22 protein-coding genes are annotated in these 18,659 nt (G+C 46.6%); 15 read left to right on the top strand and 7 right to left on the bottom strand.

What is annotated here, in order from left to right; all coding sequences use genetic code 11:
* Positions 1-17: 17 nt before the first annotated feature.
* Together KNQ06_RS05560 and KNQ06_RS05555 are read right to left on the bottom strand one after the other, a co-directional pair.
* A complete protein-coding gene (locus KNQ06_RS05560) occupies positions 18-524 on the bottom strand; it encodes an NUDIX domain-containing protein (protein ID WP_214770552.1) in 507 nt (168 codons plus the stop codon).
* A complete protein-coding gene (locus KNQ06_RS05555; protein ID WP_149427536.1) occupies positions 511-1,068 on the bottom strand; it encodes a GNAT family N-acetyltransferase in 558 nt (185 codons plus the stop codon). The genes KNQ06_RS05560 and KNQ06_RS05555 overlap by 14 nt, the downstream gene beginning before the upstream one ends.
* 144 nt (positions 1,069-1,212) lie before the next feature.
* Here KNQ06_RS05555 and KNQ06_RS05550 point away from each other — a divergent pair, with 144 nt between their 5' ends.
* The 6 genes from KNQ06_RS05550 (at position 1,213) to KNQ06_RS05525 (ending at position 5,929) form a co-directional block, all read left to right on the top strand.
* Positions 1,213-1,473: an RNA polymerase sigma factor gene (locus KNQ06_RS05550; RefSeq protein WP_058704024.1), complete on the top strand. Its 261-nt coding sequence runs from the start codon at positions 1,213-1,215 to the stop codon at positions 1,471-1,473.
* A gap of 243 nt (positions 1,474-1,716) precedes the next feature.
* Positions 1,717-1,917, top strand: coding sequence for a cold-shock protein (locus tag KNQ06_RS05545; protein WP_023468529.1), 201 nt, complete (start codon positions 1,717-1,719; stop codon positions 1,915-1,917).
* Between the two features lie 83 nt (positions 1,918-2,000).
* Positions 2,001-2,366, top strand: a complete 366-nt coding sequence (locus tag KNQ06_RS05540; RefSeq protein ID WP_058713823.1) for a nuclear transport factor 2 family protein — start codon at positions 2,001-2,003, stop codon at positions 2,364-2,366.
* A 124-nt stretch (positions 2,367-2,490) separates the two neighbouring features.
* On the top strand, positions 2,491-3,555 hold the full coding sequence (gene serC / locus KNQ06_RS05535) for a 3-phosphoserine/phosphohydroxythreonine transaminase (RefSeq protein ID WP_215147498.1): 1,065 nt from the start codon (positions 2,491-2,493) through the stop codon (positions 3,553-3,555).
* Positions 3,556-4,713, top strand: a complete 1,158-nt coding sequence (locus KNQ06_RS05530) for a phosphoglycerate dehydrogenase (RefSeq protein ID WP_133207446.1) — start codon at positions 3,556-3,558, stop codon at positions 4,711-4,713.
* 13 nt (positions 4,714-4,726) lie between these two features.
* Entirely contained in the window at positions 4,727-5,929 is a 1,203-nt protein-coding gene (locus KNQ06_RS05525) for a DUF1015 domain-containing protein (protein ID WP_215147496.1), read from the top strand.
* A 51-nt stretch (positions 5,930-5,980) separates the two neighbouring features.
* Here the strand turns inward: KNQ06_RS05525 and KNQ06_RS05520 are convergent, their stop codons facing one another.
* On the bottom strand, positions 5,981-7,753 hold the full coding sequence (locus KNQ06_RS05520) for a glycoside hydrolase family 13 protein (protein ID WP_215147494.1): 1,773 nt from the start codon (positions 7,751-7,753) through the stop codon (positions 5,981-5,983).
* Positions 7,754-7,947: 194 nt separating this feature from the next.
* Here KNQ06_RS05520 and KNQ06_RS05515 point away from each other — a divergent pair, with 194 nt between their 5' ends.
* Together KNQ06_RS05515 and KNQ06_RS05510 are read left to right on the top strand one after the other, a co-directional pair.
* Positions 7,948-8,661: a YebC/PmpR family DNA-binding transcriptional regulator gene (locus KNQ06_RS05515; RefSeq protein ID WP_023468535.1), complete on the top strand. Its 714-nt coding sequence runs from the start codon at positions 7,948-7,950 to the stop codon at positions 8,659-8,661.
* Positions 8,662-8,905: 244 nt separating this feature from the next.
* Complete coding sequence (locus KNQ06_RS05510; RefSeq protein WP_023468536.1) at positions 8,906-9,199, top strand: hypothetical protein; 294 nt, start codon at positions 8,906-8,908, stop codon at positions 9,197-9,199.
* A gap of 40 nt (positions 9,200-9,239) precedes the next feature.
* Here KNQ06_RS05510 and KNQ06_RS05505 read toward each other — a convergent pair whose 3' ends face one another.
* The gene (locus KNQ06_RS05505) at positions 9,240-9,491 is read right to left on the bottom strand and encodes a hypothetical protein (RefSeq protein ID WP_029341919.1); all 252 of its coding nucleotides are present in this window, start codon (positions 9,489-9,491) and stop codon (positions 9,240-9,242) included.
* 357 nt (positions 9,492-9,848) lie between these two features.
* Here KNQ06_RS05505 and KNQ06_RS05500 point away from each other — a divergent pair, with 357 nt between their 5' ends.
* The 7 genes from KNQ06_RS05500 to mnhG are packed head-to-tail and all read left to right on the top strand — an operon-like array spanning position 9,849 to position 15,636.
* The gene (locus KNQ06_RS05500) at positions 9,849-12,254 is read left to right on the top strand and encodes a Na+/H+ antiporter subunit A (protein ID WP_215147492.1); all 2,406 of its coding nucleotides are present in this window, start codon (positions 9,849-9,851) and stop codon (positions 12,252-12,254) included.
* Positions 12,251-12,691 (top strand): Na(+)/H(+) antiporter subunit B, encoded by a 441-nt coding sequence (locus KNQ06_RS05495; RefSeq protein WP_029341921.1) that lies wholly within the window; start codon positions 12,251-12,253, stop codon positions 12,689-12,691. Before KNQ06_RS05500 ends, KNQ06_RS05495 begins: the two co-directional genes overlap by 4 nt.
* A 1-nt stretch (position 12,692) precedes the next feature.
* The gene (locus KNQ06_RS05490) at positions 12,693-13,034 is read left to right on the top strand and encodes a Na(+)/H(+) antiporter subunit C (protein ID WP_023468540.1); all 342 of its coding nucleotides are present in this window, start codon (positions 12,693-12,695) and stop codon (positions 13,032-13,034) included.
* The gene (locus tag KNQ06_RS05485; RefSeq protein ID WP_149427543.1) at positions 13,027-14,514 is read left to right on the top strand and encodes a Na+/H+ antiporter subunit D; all 1,488 of its coding nucleotides are present in this window, start codon (positions 13,027-13,029) and stop codon (positions 14,512-14,514) included. The genes KNQ06_RS05490 and KNQ06_RS05485 overlap by 8 nt, the downstream gene beginning before the upstream one ends.
* A gap of 3 nt (positions 14,515-14,517) precedes the next feature.
* A complete protein-coding gene (locus tag KNQ06_RS05480; protein WP_047395595.1) occupies positions 14,518-14,994 on the top strand; it encodes a Na+/H+ antiporter subunit E in 477 nt (158 codons plus the stop codon).
* A gap of 47 nt (positions 14,995-15,041) precedes the next feature.
* Complete coding sequence (locus KNQ06_RS05475; protein WP_369792030.1) at positions 15,042-15,278, top strand: Na(+)/H(+) antiporter subunit F1; 237 nt, start codon at positions 15,042-15,044, stop codon at positions 15,276-15,278.
* Positions 15,262-15,636: a monovalent cation/H(+) antiporter subunit G gene (gene mnhG, locus KNQ06_RS05470; protein ID WP_023468544.1), complete on the top strand. Its 375-nt coding sequence runs from the start codon at positions 15,262-15,264 to the stop codon at positions 15,634-15,636. Before KNQ06_RS05475 ends, mnhG begins: the two co-directional genes overlap by 17 nt.
* A gap of 53 nt (positions 15,637-15,689) precedes the next feature.
* Here the strand turns inward: mnhG and KNQ06_RS05465 are convergent, their stop codons facing one another.
* The 3 genes from KNQ06_RS05465 to odhB form a co-directional block, all read right to left on the bottom strand.
* Positions 15,690-16,133 (bottom strand): Rrf2 family transcriptional regulator, encoded by a 444-nt coding sequence (locus tag KNQ06_RS05465; protein ID WP_149427544.1) that lies wholly within the window; start codon positions 16,131-16,133, stop codon positions 15,690-15,692.
* A gap of 217 nt (positions 16,134-16,350) precedes the next feature.
* Positions 16,351-17,247, bottom strand: a complete 897-nt coding sequence (locus KNQ06_RS05460) for a glycerophosphodiester phosphodiesterase (protein WP_149427545.1) — start codon at positions 17,245-17,247, stop codon at positions 16,351-16,353.
* Positions 17,248-17,398: 151 nt separating this feature from the next.
* Positions 17,399-18,655, bottom strand: a complete 1,257-nt coding sequence (gene odhB / locus KNQ06_RS05455) for a 2-oxoglutarate dehydrogenase complex dihydrolipoyllysine-residue succinyltransferase (RefSeq protein WP_215147489.1) — start codon at positions 18,653-18,655, stop codon at positions 17,399-17,401.
* Between the last annotated feature and the right edge of the window lie 4 nt (positions 18,656-18,659).

Genomic DNA, 18,659 nt, shown 5'->3' with positions numbered 1-18,659 from the left:
AGTTAAATGTTCGTATTTTACCGATTTTTACATTGTAAATTTGTCAACCAGTGCTCTTCCCAGTCAAAATAGCTTGTTGCTTCGGATACTTCGAACACATGATCAGGATAAGGGAGTGCTAGAGGTGGACGATCCTGTTTTGGGAAATATGCCAGTTGTTTGGATTCCCCATCGACGGCTTCGAGCGTTCCCCCGACTACCTTACACTCGAATACTGTCGCTACGTATTCAACTTCGTTTCCGTCTGGGTACGTCAAACGAAACGACTCTCCACCGAAGGTCGCAATCAGACGGACCGGTCGGACGAATAGACCCGTCTCTTCATAGACTTCGCGAATGACTGCCTGTGCCGGCGATTCCCCCAGTTCGATCGCTCCAGCAGGCAAACTCCAAAACGGACCTCCTGGATCCTGAAAGAGGATGTGACCTGCTTCGTTTCGAATGATCGCTGCGACGCATGGTGTAAAAAGACGCTGCGTTCCGACAAGTTGGCGCAGATTGGCATAATAATTAGAGATTGGCATGACGTGACTCCTTTCGGTCTTCTTTTAATAGGGCAAACAAAACAAAGTCTTCCCAGGCATCGTTGATGAAGAGATTTTGTTTCGCGATTCCCTCTTTACGAAATCCGACTTTTTCAAGGACACGGATCGAGCCGATATTCTCTGGCATGACTTCAGCACGGATCCGGTGGAACTGGTGGACATCAAATAAATGATCCACGAACAATCCGACCGCTTGTGCCATATATCCTCGTCCTGAAAAGGCGGCATCCAACTGGTAGCCAATCATACATGTCTCCGCTGGTCCACGTTGAACGAACATCGCCGAAACATCCCCAATCAACTGGTCCGTCTCGGATAAAAAAACACCATACGCATAATAAGCATCTTGACGCATTAACTCTTGATGACGATGAATCCGTTCACGTTGCCCTTTTATCGTGTATTGTTCTGGTGACGGCTTGATTGGCATCCAGTATTCAAAGTGATCACGGTTTCGCAAATTCACCTCAAGGATCTCCGCTGCATCCTCCAAGATGTACGGGCGAATGTATACAGGAAGCATATAACGTTCCTCCATTTCCATTATTATCTTCAGTTCAAGAAGTTTGGGTGTTTCATAATTCATATAGCGGGAATCTACATTATAGTTTCATTACATTACAGTGACAGCATACTATAGAGAAAACTGTCGAAGAAGGAGTGACCTATGTATTCAGACACTGATTTGCTTAATCAAATCAAACAACGCGATTCTGTCGCGTTAGAACGATTATACGATCGTTACGAAAAAACACTCTTTCTTCTATTCCGTCGCACACAAGTCGAGGATGCACTCATTCATTCCGCGATGACACAACTATTCCGAACTGTTTGGGAACAACCGACACGTTATCCGAACTTCCAAGGATTCATTTTGCATACATTACGACAGCTCAGTAGTAAAAGAGAACATATTCCGACTCGTTGAAAGAATCAGTTATACTCTTTCGACACGGGTAGAATGAACCCTTTAATTGCATGATTTATTCAAAGAAGAACAGCTTCGTTTGTTCTTTTTTTGTTTTGTCCTTTCTTTTTCAATTCAGGCATGCTATATTATTAAGTAATTATTGTTGTTCGGTGGAGATACGAAGTGTTTCACTTTATATTCGATGAAATTGATCACGGTAGTAATAATCAGTGTGCCAGTCACACGCAGGAGGCAATACACATGGAACAAGGTAAAGTAAAATGGTTTAACGCAGAAAAAGGATTCGGCTTCATCGAGCGCGAAAGCGGAGACGACGTATTCGTACACTTCTCAGCAATCCAATCTGAAGGTTTCAAATCACTTGACGAAGGTCAAGAGGTTTCTTTCGAAGTTGAAGAAGGTCAACGCGGACCACAAGCAACTAACGTTGTAAAACTTTAATTTCCTTTAGACCCTGCTCACGCAGGGTCTTTTTTGTGTTTATATATGCTACACTAGCGATTCAGGAAGAAAGGAGATGTAACATGACACTCGAACAAACCATGCAACACCTTCAAGAGGCTATGCTAAAAGGAGATTTATCACAAGTCTCGCCTCTATTATCTCCCGAATTTACGTTCATCGATGCGTTAGGGCGGTCTTTCGATGCCGAGACCTACCTCGATCATTACGTGGATCCTGCAAACATCCGCTGGTTATCCCGGACCGATGATTTTTCATACATTGATCATTTCGAAGATACGGCAATCCAGTATAGTTTGACAGAAGACCGATTTGAATACGGGACAACTCAATATGTTGGTCGTTTCCGGATCGTATCCATCTATCGTGCTACGTCAGATGGTTGGAAATGGCACTTTGGTCAACTGACATCTCTTGATCCGTCGTAACGGATTCAAGGGATGTTTTTGTTTTCATGTTCCATTCATCGTCAGTTGGAATTGCTTCTCATTTTTCATTCCGTTACACTTGAGGGGTACATATTTTCTGAAAATTCAAGAAGGAGTGTTCCTCATGACGGTTTATAACTTCTCTGCCGGTCCAGCAGTCCTTCCTGCCCCGGTCCTATTGAAGGCTCAATCCGAGCTACTCGATTATGAAAATTCAGGACAATCCGTTCTTGAAATGAGTCATCGTTCGCCAATCTTTGAATCGATTCGAGATGCGGCTGAACAATCCTTACGGAGACTGATGTTGATTCCCGATTCGTACTCCGTATTGTTTCTTCAGGGAGGAGCTACACTTCAGTTCGCGATGTTACCGCAAAATCTGGCGACGAAGACCGGACGGATTGATTTCATCGATACCGGCGGCTGGTCGACGAAGGCGATTGCAGATGCAAAACGGTACGCCACGGTCAACGTGCTCGCCTCTTCCGCTGATCACGGGTATCGCTTCATTCCAGAAGGTCCGTTCACGTCAACAGCCGACTATTTGCACATCACTTGGAACAATACCCTCGAAGGGACGACTTATCAGACACCGCCTCTCGTCGATGTGCCACTCGTCGCTGATGTCTCGTCATCGATTTTGTCTGAACCATTGCCAATCGAGTCATTCGATGTGTTGTATGCTGGTGCTCAAAAAAACCTTGGTGTCGCTGGTTTAACGGTCGTCATCGTGAAGAACGAGTTGCTTGATCGTGTTCCTGACACGATCGGTGCCTACTTACGGTATGACATCCATGCAAAACAGCGATCTCTTTATAACACGCCACCGACGTTTAGTCTTTATATGACGAAATTAGTGCTCGATTGGATTGAAGAGACGGGACTCGAGACGATCGCGGCACGAAACGTCTCACAAGCGCGCATGTTATATGAAGCAATTGATCAATCCGATCTATTTCATAACCATGTAGCCGTCAAGGATCGAAGCCGGATGAACATTCCATTCTCGACTGGAAGCGAATCGGAAGACGCTGCTTTCTTGAACTTCGCTGCGCGTCACGATTTGATCAATCTTGCCGGTCACCGCTCGATTGGTGGAATGCGCGCGAGTCTTTACAATGCGATGCCGACCGAAGGGGTTACGGCACTGCTTCATATCATGCACCGTTTTGAACAGGGGGAACGTTAAATGTATCAAGTCCAACTATGGAATGATCTATCAGACAAAGGATTAAAACGATTTACAGACGACTATCACGTCCAGCGGGAAACGGAGCAACCAGACGCCTTTCTCGTCCGCAGCAAGGATTTACATGACATGCGCTTTCCAGATAGTCTCAAAGCCGTCGCCCGAGCTGGCGTCGGTGTCAATACGATTCCACTCGATCAACTCGCGAACCGCGGGATTCCCGTCTTTTCGACACCAGGTGCCAATGCGAATGCCGTCAAGGAACTTGTCATCGGTAGTTTGTTCCTGACGGCGCGAAAACTCGTCCCGAGTCTGCTTTGGACGAACAACTTGCGCGGACCGGATATTCCGGAGCGGATCGAAGCGAACAAAAAACAATTCGTCGGAACGGAGTTACTCGGGAAACGAATCGGGATCGTTGGACTTGGGGCGATCGGGGCAAACTTAGCCAACACCCTTCACGAGCTCGGCATGACCGTCACAGGCTATGATCCACATATGTCCGTTGAGTCCGCTTGGCGCGTCTCGAATCAGATTCAGCGGGCAACACAGCTCGAGGATCTCCTCGCGACAAGCGACTACATCACGTTGCATCTCCCGCTCGTTGATGCGACGACGGGTTTACTCGATGCGTCACTCTTTTCAAAAATGAAACACGGCGCGACCCTACTCAACTTCTCGCGTGGTGAACTCGTCGATGAACAAGCGCTAGCCGAAGTGCTCAGGTCCGGTCGCCTGGCGAATTATGTGACGGATTTCCCGAACGCCTTCATCTTGTCCCTCCCCCGGGTCATTGCTTTACCACATATCGGGGCATCAACAAGTGAAGCGGAGGAAAACTGTGCCATCATGGCGGTCGATCAACTGCGTCTGTTCCTTGAGACAGGAAACATCCGCAATGCGGTCAATTTCCCAGCCGTCGAGCTACCGTTCACTGGAAAACGACGAATTACGATTGCTCACCACAACATTCCGAACATGGTCGGTCAAATCGCCTCGGTGTTAGCGCAAGAGTCGATCAATATCGCGAATATGATCAATGGTAGTAAAGATGCGATTGCCTATACGATCATCGATATCGATAACCATGCGGACGAGATGATTTCGCTCGACCGACTGAATCAGATTCCTGGCGTCTTGAAAACACGCCTACTCTAAAGGAGTGAACCCCATGCCAACTTTCGAACCTTTTGCGGCGTTACGACCGGGCTCAAAATATGCGGCAGAATTTGCCGCCTTGCCGTATGATGTTTATTCGCGCGAAGAAGCACATTCTGAGATTCGACGTCATCCGCTGTCTTTTTTACGGATCGATAAAGCAGAAGCCACCCTTCCGTCATTGATCGCTGAAGATGACCCACGCGTTTATCAGCAAGCAGCGCTTGCCTTCGAAGAGAGTCAAACAAACGGCATCTTACAGCTCGATGCAGACGAGACGTATTACATTTATCAATTGTCAGATGGACCACATACGCAATCCGGTTTCGTCGGATGTGTTGCCGTAAGTGATTATGAGACGAATCAAATTCGTAAACATGAGTTCACACGTCCTGATAAAGAGCGCGACCGTGTCCGACACGTCGAACAGTTACAAGCACATACGGGTCCGATTTTACTTGCGCATCAAACCGATGCACAACTCGAAGCAATCGTCACGACGATTACTGCTGGCGATCCCCTATATGATTTCACCGTCGATGGAGTGACGCATCGAATTTATAAAATCACCGATCGCAATCATCTATTGACGATCGGGAGCCAGTTCGCCCGTCACGATGCTCTCTATATCGCTGATGGTCACCACCGCGCTGCAGCAGCAGCCATCGCTGCCAGTCGGACGGACCAGGAGGAAGCACAACGTTTTCTTGGCGTCTCCTTCCCGCAGGATCAATTACGGATTCTCGGTTACCATCGGGTCGTTGAAGATTTGTACGGTCAATCCGTCGTTGATTTCCTTGAGCGATTAGCCCATCGCTTTACGATCACAAAAGGACGTGCCGAACAAACGAAGCCTCACCAAATCGAGATGTATCTCAACCGGCAATGGTATACCCTTTCGTACGATTCTGAACGAACAGGAACGAAAGCGAATCTCGACGTCTCGATTTTACAAGAAGAGTTGTTGACACCGTTACTCGGTATCGAAGATCCACGGACGGACGCACGGATCCAGTTCGTCGGTGGTCATAAGGGGTATGCCGGCCTTGAGCAAATCGTGGACTCTGGACATGCCGCTGTCGCTTTTCACTTGCATCCGACTTCGATCGAAGATTTAATGGCAGTGGCTGATGCCGGAGAAGTGATGCCACCGAAATCGACTTGGTTCGAACCGAAACTTCGGAGCGGTTTACTGATCCATCCGTTTGATTCGTAATGCACACCAAAAAAGCAAGTCGCGGATGCGATATCCACGACTTGCTTTTTCTTATACGTGTCGCAAAAGAAGAGCTGACACAGCTTCTACTTGAATAGTTCCCGAAAACGTCGTTGCGTCTAACAGACTTTCATACGTTCCCTCAAGCGAAAGAGATTGTGCCTCTTCACTGACGTTGACCACGAGCAAGTAAACCTGTTCGCCTTGACGTCGCTCAACGACAAATGTCTGTTTTGTATCATCGATCCTTTGGAAATGATACGTTCCGGCATTTGCTAAAACCGGATGCTGTTTTCGAAGAGCAATCAACTGTGCAACGTGATCGAACAACTCACGGTTCTGCTTCGTCTCATCCCATTCCATACACGCACGGTTTGCCGGGTCTTGCCCCCCAGTCATTCCAATCTCATCGCCATAATAGATGACGGGTGAACCCGGAAACGTCAACAGTGTAGTGAAGAGTAACTTTATTCGATCGATATTCCCTTTCGCACGCGTTAGAGCACGCGGCGTATCATGCGAGTCAATCAAATTGAACATGACCTCGTTGACATTTTGAGAATGCCAGTTCAAATTCCGGCTGACTGCATGTGAGAAATCACGAACGCGCGTCTCGCCCGTCGCAAAACAAGTCAAAAAGCTCTCGGTCAAACCATAATTCATGACGGCATCAAATTGATCGCCGAGGAGCCATGGTTGCGAATCCGTCCAGCACTCACCGACGATATAACATGTTCCGTTCGCAGCCCGGACTTCCTTGCGAAACTCACGCCAAAATGCATGATCGACTTCACTTGCGACATCCAGACGCCAGCCGTCGATTCCGAATTCCTCGACCCAGTAACGTCCGACGTGAAGCAAATAGTCTTTGACGTCCGGATGGGCAGTATTCAATTTCGGCATGTTCCGTTCAAAGGCAAACACTTCATAGTTCGGAATCGATGGATCGACTGGGAAGGAACCAATCGTAAACCAGTTGGCGTATTTTGAATCTTTCCCCTTTTCTAAGACATCCTGAAAGGCGGGGTGCTCTTCACTAATATGGTTGAAGACGGCATCGAGTAATACACGGATACCATTCTCATGTAGCACATCGATCATCTTGCGGAACGTTTTCTCGTCACCAAATGCAGGATCAAGCTTCAAGTAATCAAGCGTATCGTATTTATGATTGGATGGTGCCTCAAAGACTGGACAGAAGTAGACACCCGTGACGCCGAGACGTTGTAAATGATCGACGTGATCAATGACCCCTTGAAAATCTCCACCGAAGAAATTCTGAAAAGCAGGTGCTTCACTTCCCCACTCCTTCGTTCCCGCTGGATCATTCGCCCGGTCACCATTCGCAAATCGTTCCGGGAAAATTTGATACCAGACCGTATCCTTCACCCAATCCGGTGTATCAAAGACATCCGTCGCATGAACATATGGCACAGAAAAATAATAGCCTGGATGATCGAGTGGCGCTTCGTCATACCAGCCACGCTCGGTTAAAACGGCTGTCGTATCGCCATGAACCTCAAACCCATATCGTACCCGCTTCCGTTCTGGACGGATTGCAACGAACCAATAGTCATACGTCGCATCACTTCCATTGTGTTGCATCGGCGTCCGCTCTACTTTCCATGATTTTTCTTTCTCCGGATCAAAATTCCAATCTCGGTCTTCTTCTTTTTCCGCTTCCCATTCGTACGGATCACCATATATCAATTCAACTTTTTCAATATCGTCTTTAGCCGTCATGAGTCGGACATGGACCGTCTCTTGATCGTAAGCATAAACGAACGGTGATAATGCGCGATGAACTACCCCAGCCTGGTTCAAATTCTGCCACTCTCCCTTAAATTGATATTTCTCTATCGGTAAAGTTCCTTTCTTCCACATCGCTTAAACGTATTTAATAGAAATTCAACGGTTCCACCGACATTTTAGTTCAGTCTGTCAGGTAGTTTAAGGTATACTGATAACGCATAGGAAATCACGGATTTCTGACATTACGGAAAGAGAGTGGATACGAAATGGGTCGTAAATGGAATAACATTAAGGAAAAAAAAGCATCAAAAGACAAAAATACGAGTCGGATTTACGCAAAGTTCGGTCGTGAGATTTATGTAGCGGCTAAACAAGGTGAACCCGATCCAGAATCAAACCAAGCATTAAAGGTCGTTCTCGAACGAGCGAAAACATACAACGTGCCACGTGCCATCGTCGATCGGGCGATTGAAAAAGCAAAAGGTGGAGCGGAAGAAAACTACGACGTCTTGCGTTATGAAGGATTCGGTCCAAGCGGTTCAATGGTCATCGTCGAAACGTTGACGAACAACGTTAACCGGACGGCTTCTGACGTTCGTGCTGCATTCGGAAAAAATGGCGGAAACATGGGCGTGAGCGGATCCGTCGCTTATATGTTCGATGCGACGGCAATCTTTGCGTTTGAAGGTAAAACTGCGGATGACGTTCTTGAATTGATGATGGAAGCGGATATTGATGTGCGCGATATCCTCGAAGAAGACGAATCTGTCATCATCTACGCTGAGCCGGAACAATTCCATGCTGTACAAGAAGCGTTGAAAGCTGCAGGCATTACTGAGTTCTCACTTGCCGAACTGGTCATGCTCGCCCAAAACGAAGTCGCGTTGTCTGAAGACGACGTCGCACAATTCGAGAAAATGATCGATGCACTGGAAGATCTTGAGGATGTGCAACAGGTCTACCATAACGTAGAACTATAATTAAAAAGACAAGGGGATGGTCACGACCATCCCCTTGTCTTTTTAATTATAGTTTCTGTATCGGTTAACGCCCGAAATCGGTCACGCACCGTCTGTTTTTATCATAAAGTATGAAACGCGTTTCATAACAAGAACAAAAAAAGATTCATTTGTGATGTTTATTTCTTGTATTTAATGGGAATAGTAATATTCGGAGTTGATTATAACTTATTTTGCTTTGAAGAAATAAAAGGAGGAACGAACGATGACATATTCTTTAATTGAAACATTCAAACACATCGTAAGCGAGGCAACTAGCTTTAAGCGCGTTGATTTCGGAGGTTACGATATTTATATGCAGACAACAGATGGACGAACGATTACGGCACACATCCGCTATGATGGTGGTGGTACGGACTTCAATGAAGCTTATTTAATGCTTGAATCGAGTACCGGTCAACGTCGCACAGCGACCTTAACGCTTTATCAATTCGAACATCTCTCTTCTTATACTGCACACAGTGAACGGACACGTGCCCTAGTCACAACAAGTGCTTAATGACCATAAAACACGCCTCTCATTCGAGAGACGTGCTTTTTTAATTTTCTTCTCGCTCGAGGCGTTCGAGTTCTGCGTGTGTTTGTGGGAATCCATTCGCTTGCCAATCTGCCCGATGAATGGAATCCAGTTGTGTCAGTCCGACTTCAGCTGGATCGCGTTTCGCGTCGACACTTGGACGATGGTCAATATCATCTGAAGTCGATTTTCGTTGTTGGTATTGTTGATAGGCGATTGTCGCAATCGCCGCTAGACCACCTAAAATAACACCTGTCTTGAATGTTGCTCGCATGAAAGTTCCCCCTCTATGGTCATTAGTTGTGCTCTAGATAAATGTACCCGCGTTCCTTGAGTTTGAATCATTCTTCTCATGGATCCACGTGTTTTTTGAAAAAAACCAAAAAAATTTTCAGCCTATTTCTGCCGTGTTCCTACATATTTAATAATCAAGAGAAAAAATGGCTCTATCCCTTATGCTTCAACGCTTCACGTCATGCAAGAAGGAAAAAAGTACGCTATACTTGATTCAGAAACATCTTCGACGAACAAAATGAATCGTGTCTTCTACTGGACAGTTCCGAGCTTCAACAGCTTGCGTTCGCGTCCCTTTTTCATTTTTGGTCGTCGATGTCACAAAGGAGGGAATTTCGTGTCCGTGATGCACGGGGCTATTTTACTGCCCATATTGATCAGTCTTTTCATTCCGCTTCTAGCGAAACGCCTTCCGAACATTCATACCGGTTGGTTTGTACTTGTCGTACCTGTACTGCTCGTTTCGTATTTCAGCCGCTTTCTCCCTGGTACGATGTCAGGTGAGACCTTTACGGCACGCATGCTGTGGATACCATCGCTCGGTATCGATTTCGTCACGTATCTTGACGGACTCGGCTTATTGTTCGCACTATTGATTACAGGAATCGGATCACTCGTCGTTCTTTATTCGATTTTTTATCTAGATGCGAAAAAAGAATCACTCGGAACATTTTATGTCTATCTGTTGATGTTCATGACCGCCATGCTTGGGGTCGTGTTGTCAGATAACATGGTCGTCCTCTATCTGTTCTGGGAATTAACGTCGATTTCGTCGTTCTTATTGATTGCCTACTGGTACGAGCGGGAGCGTTCTCGTTACGGCGCTCAAAAATCGATGTTGATCACCGTCTTCGGTGGACTGGCGATGCTTGGGGGAATTGCGATTCTCTCTACACTCAGTGGATCGTTAAGTATTCGTGAGACGTATGCGTCACTTGAATCGATTCAAGGTGAACCCTTCTTTACGGTCGCCCTTGTTTTATTCTTGCTAGCTGCCTTCACGAAATCGGCTCAGTTTCCGTTCCACATCTGGTTACCGGATGCGATGGAAGCACCGACCCCTGTCAGTGCCTACTTGCACTCGGCAACGATGGTCAAGGCAGGGTTGTATCTCGTCGCTCGTTTCAGTCCGATTTTTGCGGATGAGTCGCTTTGGTTCTATCTCGTCTCATCTGTCGGAATATTCACCTTATTCTGGGGTTCACTCAATGCGGTGAAACAACATGATTTGAAAGGAATCCTTGCTTACTCCACGATTTCTCAGCTTGGATTAATCATGTCCTTACTTGGACTCGGAGCAGCCGCCTTGCATGTTGACGCGTTAGATGACGGATTATATACAATCGCGACAGTTGCTGCGATCTTCCATCTGATCAACCACGCGACGTTTAAAGGCAGTCTCTTCATGATGGCGGGAATCGTCGATCACGAGACTGGTACTCGCGATATTCGGAAGCTCGGTGGTCTTGCGCAACTCATGCCGATTTCGATGACGATTGCGATGATTGGGACGCTTTCAATGGCGGGGATTCCACCATTCAACGGGTTCTTGAGTAAAGAGATGTTCTTGACAGGTGTACTTCAAGTTTCAGGATCTGACTTGTTCCACTTACCATCTTACGGTTGGATCATTCCTGTACTCGCCGTCGTCGGAAGTATCTTTACATTCGTCTATAGCATCTTGATCGTCCGCAAAACATTCTTCGGTAAGCGTCAAGACGATAAGTTACCGAAAACACCACACGAGGCACCGATTGGCATGTTGATTCCACCTCTCGTCCTCGTCTCGCTCGTCGTCATCATCGGACTCTTCCCGAATCTATTATCGGATACGTTGATTCGACCGGCAGTCGAAGCGATCTTACCGCAAGTCGTTGATGCGGGTGGGAAGATTGATGTGCATATTTCAATGTGGCATGGATTCAATACTGAATTATTCCTGACACTCGTGATCATCAGTGCTGGCGTCATCTTGTATAAAACACTGCCACGCTGGCAATCGCTCTATAACCGGATGCCTCGTGCCGTCTCCTTGAATCATCAATATGACGCTTTATTACGTCGTGGTGAACAGACCTCGACAAAGATTCACGATACGGTCATGACCGGATACATGCGGTCATATCTCGTCTACATCTTCGGATTCATCGTCATCTTGATCTTGACGGCATTATACGGGTTTGATGCCTTCCGCTTCGCAGTTGATCCAATCAGCTCGATTGACGCGTATGAGATCATCCTTGCACTCGTTCTCGTTTCGAGTGCACTTTCGATCACCTTTGCGCGTTCACGACTGACATCGATCATCTTGCTCGGTGTGACAGGTTATACGGTCGCTCTGTTCTTCGTCTTGTTCCGAGCGCCAGATCTCGCCTTGACACAACTCGTCATCGAGACCGTATCGGTCGCTCTATTCCTGCTCGTTTTCTATCGTTTACCGGAAATCAGTCGGAAAGAAGAACGCATTCCGTTCAAGCTCGGCAACGCCTTGATTTCAGCACTCGTCGGATTGACGGTGACACTCGTCGCCCTTGCTTCTCTCAGCCAACGATCGTTTACTTCAATCGCCAAGTATTACATCGATAATGTCGCTGATCTTGCCGCTGGCGGTAATATGGTCAACGTTATTCTCGTCGACTTCCGTGGCTTCGATACGTTGTTTGAGATTGCCGTTCTCGCACTTGCCGGAATCGGTATTTACACGATGATTAAATTCAGACGAACAGGAGGGATCGATAAATGAAAAAGCAGGCGAAAAAGCATACGAATGACGTCATCTTAGAGTCCGCGACTTCCTTTATCACGTTCGTCATCTTCCTGTTTGCTGTCTACTTGTTCTTTGCTGGACACTATACACCGGGTGGTGGTTTCATTGGTGGTCTTGTGACGGCGTCTGCTCTTGTCTTGATCTTACTTGCTTATGACATCAAGACGTTACGCCGGATTTTGCCATTCGACTACAAATGGATCACGGCTCTTGGCATGTTGATTGCCGTACTGACGGCTTCAGGAGCACTTGTCTTTAACGTACCGTTCTTCACACATGCACATGACTATTTCAACCTACCGTTATTCGGTAAGACATCACTTCATACAGCGATGTTGTTTGATCTTGGTGTTTATCTTGTCGTCGTCGGTGTGACGATGACGATTATTCAAACGATTGGGGAGAGTGATTAATATGGAAATCATCATGGCGATCGCCGCAGGCATCCTGACGATGTGTGCCATTTATCTCATTCTTTCGAAAAGTATTCTTCGCATTATCATCGGAACAGGGTTGCTCAGCCACGCTGCCCATCTGCTCGTCATGACGATGGGGGGATTAAAACGAGGCGCGGCTCCGGTCTTAAAGGACGGCGTGACTTCCTATACGGATCCGCTACCGCAAGCACTCGTCTTGACCGCCATCGTCATCAGCTTTGGTGTCACTGCCTTTTTCTTGGTACTTGCTTATCGTGCCTATCAAGAACTCGGAACCGATAATATCGAAGAGATGAAAGGAACCGATTCGAATGATTAACTTACCGCTACTACCAATCATCATCCCTTTGTTGACGGGTGTCCTCTTGATGTTTTTCCCGCGACACCTCAAAGGACAACGAATCGTTTCCCTCTTTTCGACGATTTTGACTGTCTGTGCCTCCATCTATCTCGTGCTGACTGTCCGGTCAAACGGCATCTTAACAGTCACACTCGGTAGCTGGCCAGCACCTTTTGGTATCACGCTTGTCTCTGACATGCTATCCGCTTTACTCGTCACGACGACAAGCATTCTTGTTCTTTGTATCATCTGGTATGCCATTGTCTACTTGAGCGTTTCCTATCAACGGTACTACTATTTCATCGCCGTCCAATTCCTGCTCGTTGGTGTCAATGGTGCCTTTACGACAGGTGATATCTTTAACATGTTCGTCTTCTTCGAAGTCTTCTTGATTTCGTCTTATGTTTTGATCGTTCTCGGCGGGAAACCGGCACAATTACGAGAATCGCTGAAGTATCTTTTGATTAATGTCATCTCGTCTGCATTATTCGTCATGACCGTCGCCTTCTTGTACGGAATCATCGGATCACTCAGCATGGCGGATATCAGTCAAAAGATTTCAGAGGTCGGACAGCCGGCAATCCTCAACGTCATCGCCTTGTTATTCCTGATCGTCTTCGGATTAAAAGGTGCGATCTTCCCGCTCTACTTCTGGTTGCCTGGTTCTTATCAAGTACCACCGACACCTGTTCTTGCTTTGTTCGGTGCCTTGTTGACGAAGGTCGGGGTCTACGGGATTTTACGGACGTATAGTTTGTTCTTCTCAAATGAGATTGGAACGATCCATCAAATCTTGAGTATCCTTGCGCTCAGTACGATCGTCATCGGGGTGATCGGTGCGCTTGCGACACGGGATGCGAAGCAAATCATCATCTACAACATCATCGTCGCAGTCGGAGTCATCTTGTACGGGGTTTCCCTCATGACACCGCAAGCGCTAGAAGGTGCGATTTTCTACCTTCTTCATGATATGTTGATTAAAGCCGCTTTATTCCTACTCGTAGGAATCATGGTCGGAATTGCCGGCTCGAGTAAGCTGAAAGATATGGGCGGGATGATCAAAGCCTATCCTGTACTAGGTTGGACGTTCTTCATCGCGGCTTTATCACTTGCCGGGATTCCACCGCTCAGCGGATTCATTGGGAAATTCCTGATTGTTCGTGGTGGTATTGAAGCCGGTGAGTTGATTGGACCAATCATCGTTCTACTATCCAGTCTACTCGTCTTGTATTCGGTCGTTCAATTGTTCATGCGTGCCTTTTGGGGAACACCGAAGACCTACTCTGGTGATAAACAAGCGCTTGTTCCCAAGCTGCTAGTTCCTACGATTGCCTTAGTTGCGCTCAGCGTTCTCTATGGAGTAGGTGCTGAGGCGATGCGTCCACTGATTCAACAAGCCGTCGAACCGTTGACGAATCCAACGCTCTATATCGATGCCGTACTAAAAGGAGGTCGTTAATTCATGCCATTTCAAGTCTTGCTCAACTTATTTCTTGCATTCTTGTGGATGTTTCTCTCAAACAATTTCTCGGCCTCCGGTTTCGTCATCGGTTACGCGCTAGGGTTGATTGCGATGTTCGCTTTCCGTCGCGGCTTCAAAGGACGCTTTTATCTCGGACCTGTCGTCGCACTCGTCCTATTGTTTTTCCGCTTTCTCTACGAGCTTGTCGTCGCGAACATCGATGTATTGAAAATCATCTTAAAGCCGAAGTTAGATATTCAACCTGGTATCTTTGCTTATGAGACCGAACTCGATCAACCGTGGCAAATCACGTTGCTGTCGATGCTGATCACATTGACACCGGGAACGCTCGTCGTTGATATCTCGGATGATAATAAGACACTCTATATTCATGCACTCCACATGCCAGAGGTCGATGAAGCAGTCGCTTCGATTCGTGATAGTTTTGAGAAAGCCATTCTGGAGGTGAGTCGGTAATGTTCGATATTTTAATCTATATCGCACTCGGGGGTGTCTTTCTCTCGATGCTCGGTCTATTTTACCGGGTCATCAAAGGACCAAGTGTGGCGGATCGTGTCATTGCGCTTGATTCAATTGGTATCAGCTTGATTTCAATCGTTGGACTTGTCTCGATCATCTTACGGACGAGCGACTACCTCGAAGTCATCCTGTTGATTGGTATACTCGCCTTCATCGGTACAGTTGCCTTTTCAAAATATATCGAGAAAGGAGAGATCATCGAACGTGATCGCAACCAATGAATTGATCGTCGCGGTCTTCGCCTTGCTCGGTATGGGATTTAGTCTCGTCACCGCGCTTGGTCTGATCCGCTTACCGGATGTCTATACGCGTGCTCACGCTGCATCTAAAAGCGCGACATTAGGTGTCATGTCGATTTTAATCGGCGTCATCATCTATTTCGTCACTGAAGATGGATTCTTCTCCTCTCGTGTCGTTCTCGGCATCCTGTTCGTGCTCATCACAGCACCGATTGGAGGACATCTGATCGCTCGTGCTGCATATTACAGCAATGTTCCGTTGTGGAAATCGTCTGTTCGTGACGACTTGTCCCAGAATAAAGAACATGTGGAACCAAAGAAACGCCAAGATGACGTATAAGTATCGATATGACAAAACCCTCGCTTCCATTCACGGAAACGAGGGTTTTTTGATTAGGAACGCTGTAAAGATGAGGCAGCAAACAAGAGCGCCAACTCATCACGATTATCTAACAATTCTTCTAATGTATGCTGTTCCAATTCCCGGATAAAAGCTCGAAGCGCTCGTCCGAGCACACCTTTTAGACGGCATCCTGGTTCGATGACACAATGACCGTTGCTTCCAAAACACTCAACGATATCCATCGGTTCCATTTCCCGAACGACTTTCCCGATGTTGATGTCTTTTGGATCACGAATCAAACGGAGTCCGCCTGACCGACCTCTTGTTGATTCGACATAGCCAAGTTTCGCTAATTGTTGTGTCACCTTCATTAAATGGTTGGATGAGATGCCATAATGATTTGCAATCTGCGGCATTGGTGTGATGACATCCCGGTGCACTCCGAGATACATCAACACACGTAATCCATAATCCGTATACTGTGTAATTCTCACGATCCTCACTCCATTCCTTCCCAAAACTGCACTGTTATCGTACCATGAAATACGAAACTGACTACATTGTTTTGTCTCATGATTCGAAATTCTGATAAACCTCTATTTGGTTTACGTATGGAATGAAATATTGGATTTAAAATACGAGTTTTAAAAACAAAAAAACTATTTCTTCTTTCCTGTTCGAAAGAAGAAATAGTCCTGTGTCGTCCTTACTTTATTTTTTGTATAGTCCTTTCACGACATCATTAAAACGGTCGGCATAGTTCGTGAAGACTCCTGTGACACCATAGTCGAGCATACGAACCATATCCGCTTTTTCATTCACAGTATACGGGTGAAGTAACAAATCATGAGTCCGAATCGCTGAGACGTTTTCACGTGTCAATGCTTTGTAGGAAGGACCAACACCGACTGCATACTGACGGATTGCGGTTAATCGATCATCCGTCAAAGCCTTGACTTCATTTGCTTCCATCAACTGAACCAGTGGGACGTTCGGGTCGATGGCTCTGACTTTTTGAAGACTCGCTTCACTAAACGACTGAATCAAGACTTGTCCTGGTTTGACCTTGTTACTCGACAATCCGTTCTGCTTTAGTACGTCGAGCAATTTCTGTTCCATTCCGGGATACACTTCCGGTGATTTCGTCTCGATATAGTAATTCGCATGCTTCCCATACTTACTCAAGACTTCTTGAAGCGTCGGTACTTTCAGACCGACATATGACTTTTTCGCAAGCGTCGGGTTCGCTTCATTAAACCAGCTACCAGCATCAAGTTTCTTGATTTCAGCAAGCGTTTTATCTTTGACGGCACCTGTTCCGTTCGTCGTCCGATCAACCGTTTCATCGTGCATCGCAATCAATTGACCGTCTTTCGTCATCTGTAAATCAATTTCGATGTAATCTGCTTTGAATGTCTTATGTCCCATTGCATAAGCTGGCATCGTATGCTCTGGCGCGTACCCAGAAGCTCCACGGTGAGCAACATTGACGATTCGATTTGGATCAAGTAACGATTTGCCTTTTGATTGTGCGCTGACATCTTCTGTCGGAAGCCCTGTGCTTAATACGGCTCCTGCTACCATCGTCAATCCAAATTGTTTCAACATAATCAATTCCCCCTTGAAATATTCTTACAACACTTATCCTATATCGTTTGTATGAAGCTGATATAGAGAAGACGTAAATGTCGTTTCGTGATTTGATGACAAAGTGATATCAACAAAAAAAGACCCGCATCTAAAACGGGTCTTTTTATGGTTACGCTTCGAAAATCAATGACTCTGGATCTTCAAGGAGATCTTTAATGTGCTTCAAGAAAGTAACGGCTTCTTTTCCATCAACGATTCGGTGATCATAAGAGAGTGCGACATACATCATCGGACGGTTTTCCATGCGTTCAGCATCAATCGCTACAGGACGCAAGTTGATTGCGTGCATTCCGAGAATCGCGACTTGTGGACCGTTTAAGATCGGTGTCGACATGAGTGAACCGAACGTACCACCATTCGTGATCGTGAACGTACCACCCGTCAAATCAGATAGACCGAGTTTATTATCACGCGCCTTGACCGCTAGTTGAATGATGTCTTTTTCAATCTCAGCGAAGTTCTTCTTATCCGCATCACGAACGACCGGAACGACGAGACCGTCTGGTGCTGAAACGGCAATACCGATATCATAGAATTTTTTGAGGACGATTTCATCGCCTTGAATCTCAGCATTCAAATATGGCATCTTTTTAAGTGCTGCGACTGCTGCTTTCGTAAAGAATGACATGAAGCCGAGCTTGACTTCGTTTTCCTTCACGAATTTCTCTTGGCGACGTTTACGCAGTGCCATGACCGCTGACATATCGATCTCATTGAATGTCGTCAACATTGCTGCCGTTTGTTGAACTTCAACGAGTCGGTTCGCGATTGTCTTACGACGGCGTGACATCTTGATTCGCTCTTCCGGTTTCCCAGGAGCGGCTGCTGGTGCTGGTGCCGGTGTAGCAGGTTTCGTAGGAGCCGGTTTTGCTTGCTCACGTGGTGCTACTTCAAACGTCGCGACGTCTTGCACGCGAATCCGACCGAGCGGATCTTGCGTTGCCACTTGTGCTAAATCAATTCCTTTTTCACGAGCCAGTTTACGGGCAGCAGGTGAAGCAATCGGACGATCCGCAACAGATGTACTTTCAGTCGCTGCTGCAGCCACCGGTTGTTCCGCTTTTTCTTCTGCTTTAGGTGTCTCTTTTGGAGTTTCTTGTACTGTTTCTACCGCAGCCGGTTTTGGAGCCTCGCCACCAGCAGAGATGACAGCAATCGTTTCCCCGACGCGGACTGTATCTCCTTCAGCAGCCATCACCTCCGTCAACGTACCAGCTTCATCTGACGGTACTTCGATGTTGACCTTATCTGTCTCGAGCTCAACGATGGCTTCCCCTTTTTCCACGTGATCACCTGGTTGTTTTAACCAAGACGCCACCGTTCCTTCTGTAATTGATTCGGCAAGTTCTGGTACTTTGATTTCCATCGTA

It is taken from the genome of Exiguobacterium sp. s91 (assembly GCF_018618915.1).
Lineage (GTDB): Bacteria > Bacillota > Bacilli > Exiguobacteriales > Exiguobacteriaceae > Exiguobacterium_A > Exiguobacterium_A abrahamii.
The sequence above is the reverse complement of the archived record's forward strand: the minus strand, read 5'-3'. Positions and strand labels throughout refer to the sequence as shown.

Bases quoted from the DNA above. Each gene is read 5' to 3' on its own strand.
- KNQ06_RS05560 (WP_214770552.1), bottom strand. From the start codon at position 524: ATGCCAATCTCTAATTATTATGCCAATCTGCGCCAACTTGTCGGAACG.
- KNQ06_RS05555 (WP_149427536.1), bottom strand. From the start codon at position 1,068: ATGCTTCCTGTATACATTCGCCCGTACATCTTGGAGGATGCAGCGGAG.
- KNQ06_RS05550 (WP_058704024.1), top strand. From the start codon at position 1,213: ATGTATTCAGACACTGATTTGCTTAATCAAATCAAACAACGCGATTCT.
- KNQ06_RS05545 (WP_023468529.1), top strand. From the start codon at position 1,717: ATGGAACAAGGTAAAGTAAAATGGTTTAACGCAGAAAAAGGATTCGGC.
- KNQ06_RS05540 (WP_058713823.1), top strand. From the start codon at position 2,001: ATGACACTCGAACAAACCATGCAACACCTTCAAGAGGCTATGCTAAAA.
- serC (WP_215147498.1), top strand. From the start codon at position 2,491: ATGACGGTTTATAACTTCTCTGCCGGTCCAGCAGTCCTTCCTGCCCCG.
- KNQ06_RS05530 (WP_133207446.1), top strand. From the start codon at position 3,556: ATGTATCAAGTCCAACTATGGAATGATCTATCAGACAAAGGATTAAAA.
- KNQ06_RS05525 (WP_215147496.1), top strand. From the start codon at position 4,727: ATGCCAACTTTCGAACCTTTTGCGGCGTTACGACCGGGCTCAAAATAT.
- KNQ06_RS05515 (WP_023468535.1), top strand. From the start codon at position 7,948: ATGGGTCGTAAATGGAATAACATTAAGGAAAAAAAAGCATCAAAAGAC.
- KNQ06_RS05510 (WP_023468536.1), top strand. From the start codon at position 8,906: ATGACATATTCTTTAATTGAAACATTCAAACACATCGTAAGCGAGGCA.
- KNQ06_RS05505 (WP_029341919.1), bottom strand. From the start codon at position 9,491: ATGCGAGCAACATTCAAGACAGGTGTTATTTTAGGTGGTCTAGCGGCG.
- KNQ06_RS05495 (WP_029341921.1), top strand. From the start codon at position 12,251: ATGAAAAAGCAGGCGAAAAAGCATACGAATGACGTCATCTTAGAGTCC.
- KNQ06_RS05490 (WP_023468540.1), top strand. From the start codon at position 12,693: ATGGAAATCATCATGGCGATCGCCGCAGGCATCCTGACGATGTGTGCC.
- KNQ06_RS05485 (WP_149427543.1), top strand. From the start codon at position 13,027: ATGATTAACTTACCGCTACTACCAATCATCATCCCTTTGTTGACGGGT.
- KNQ06_RS05480 (WP_047395595.1), top strand. From the start codon at position 14,518: ATGCCATTTCAAGTCTTGCTCAACTTATTTCTTGCATTCTTGTGGATG.
- KNQ06_RS05475 (WP_369792030.1), top strand. From the start codon at position 15,042: ATGCTCGGTCTATTTTACCGGGTCATCAAAGGACCAAGTGTGGCGGAT.
- KNQ06_RS05460 (WP_149427545.1), bottom strand. From the start codon at position 17,247: ATGTTGAAACAATTTGGATTGACGATGGTAGCAGGAGCCGTATTAAGC.
- odhB (WP_215147489.1), bottom strand. From the start codon at position 18,655: ATGGAAATCAAAGTACCAGAACTTGCCGAATCAATTACAGAAGGAACG.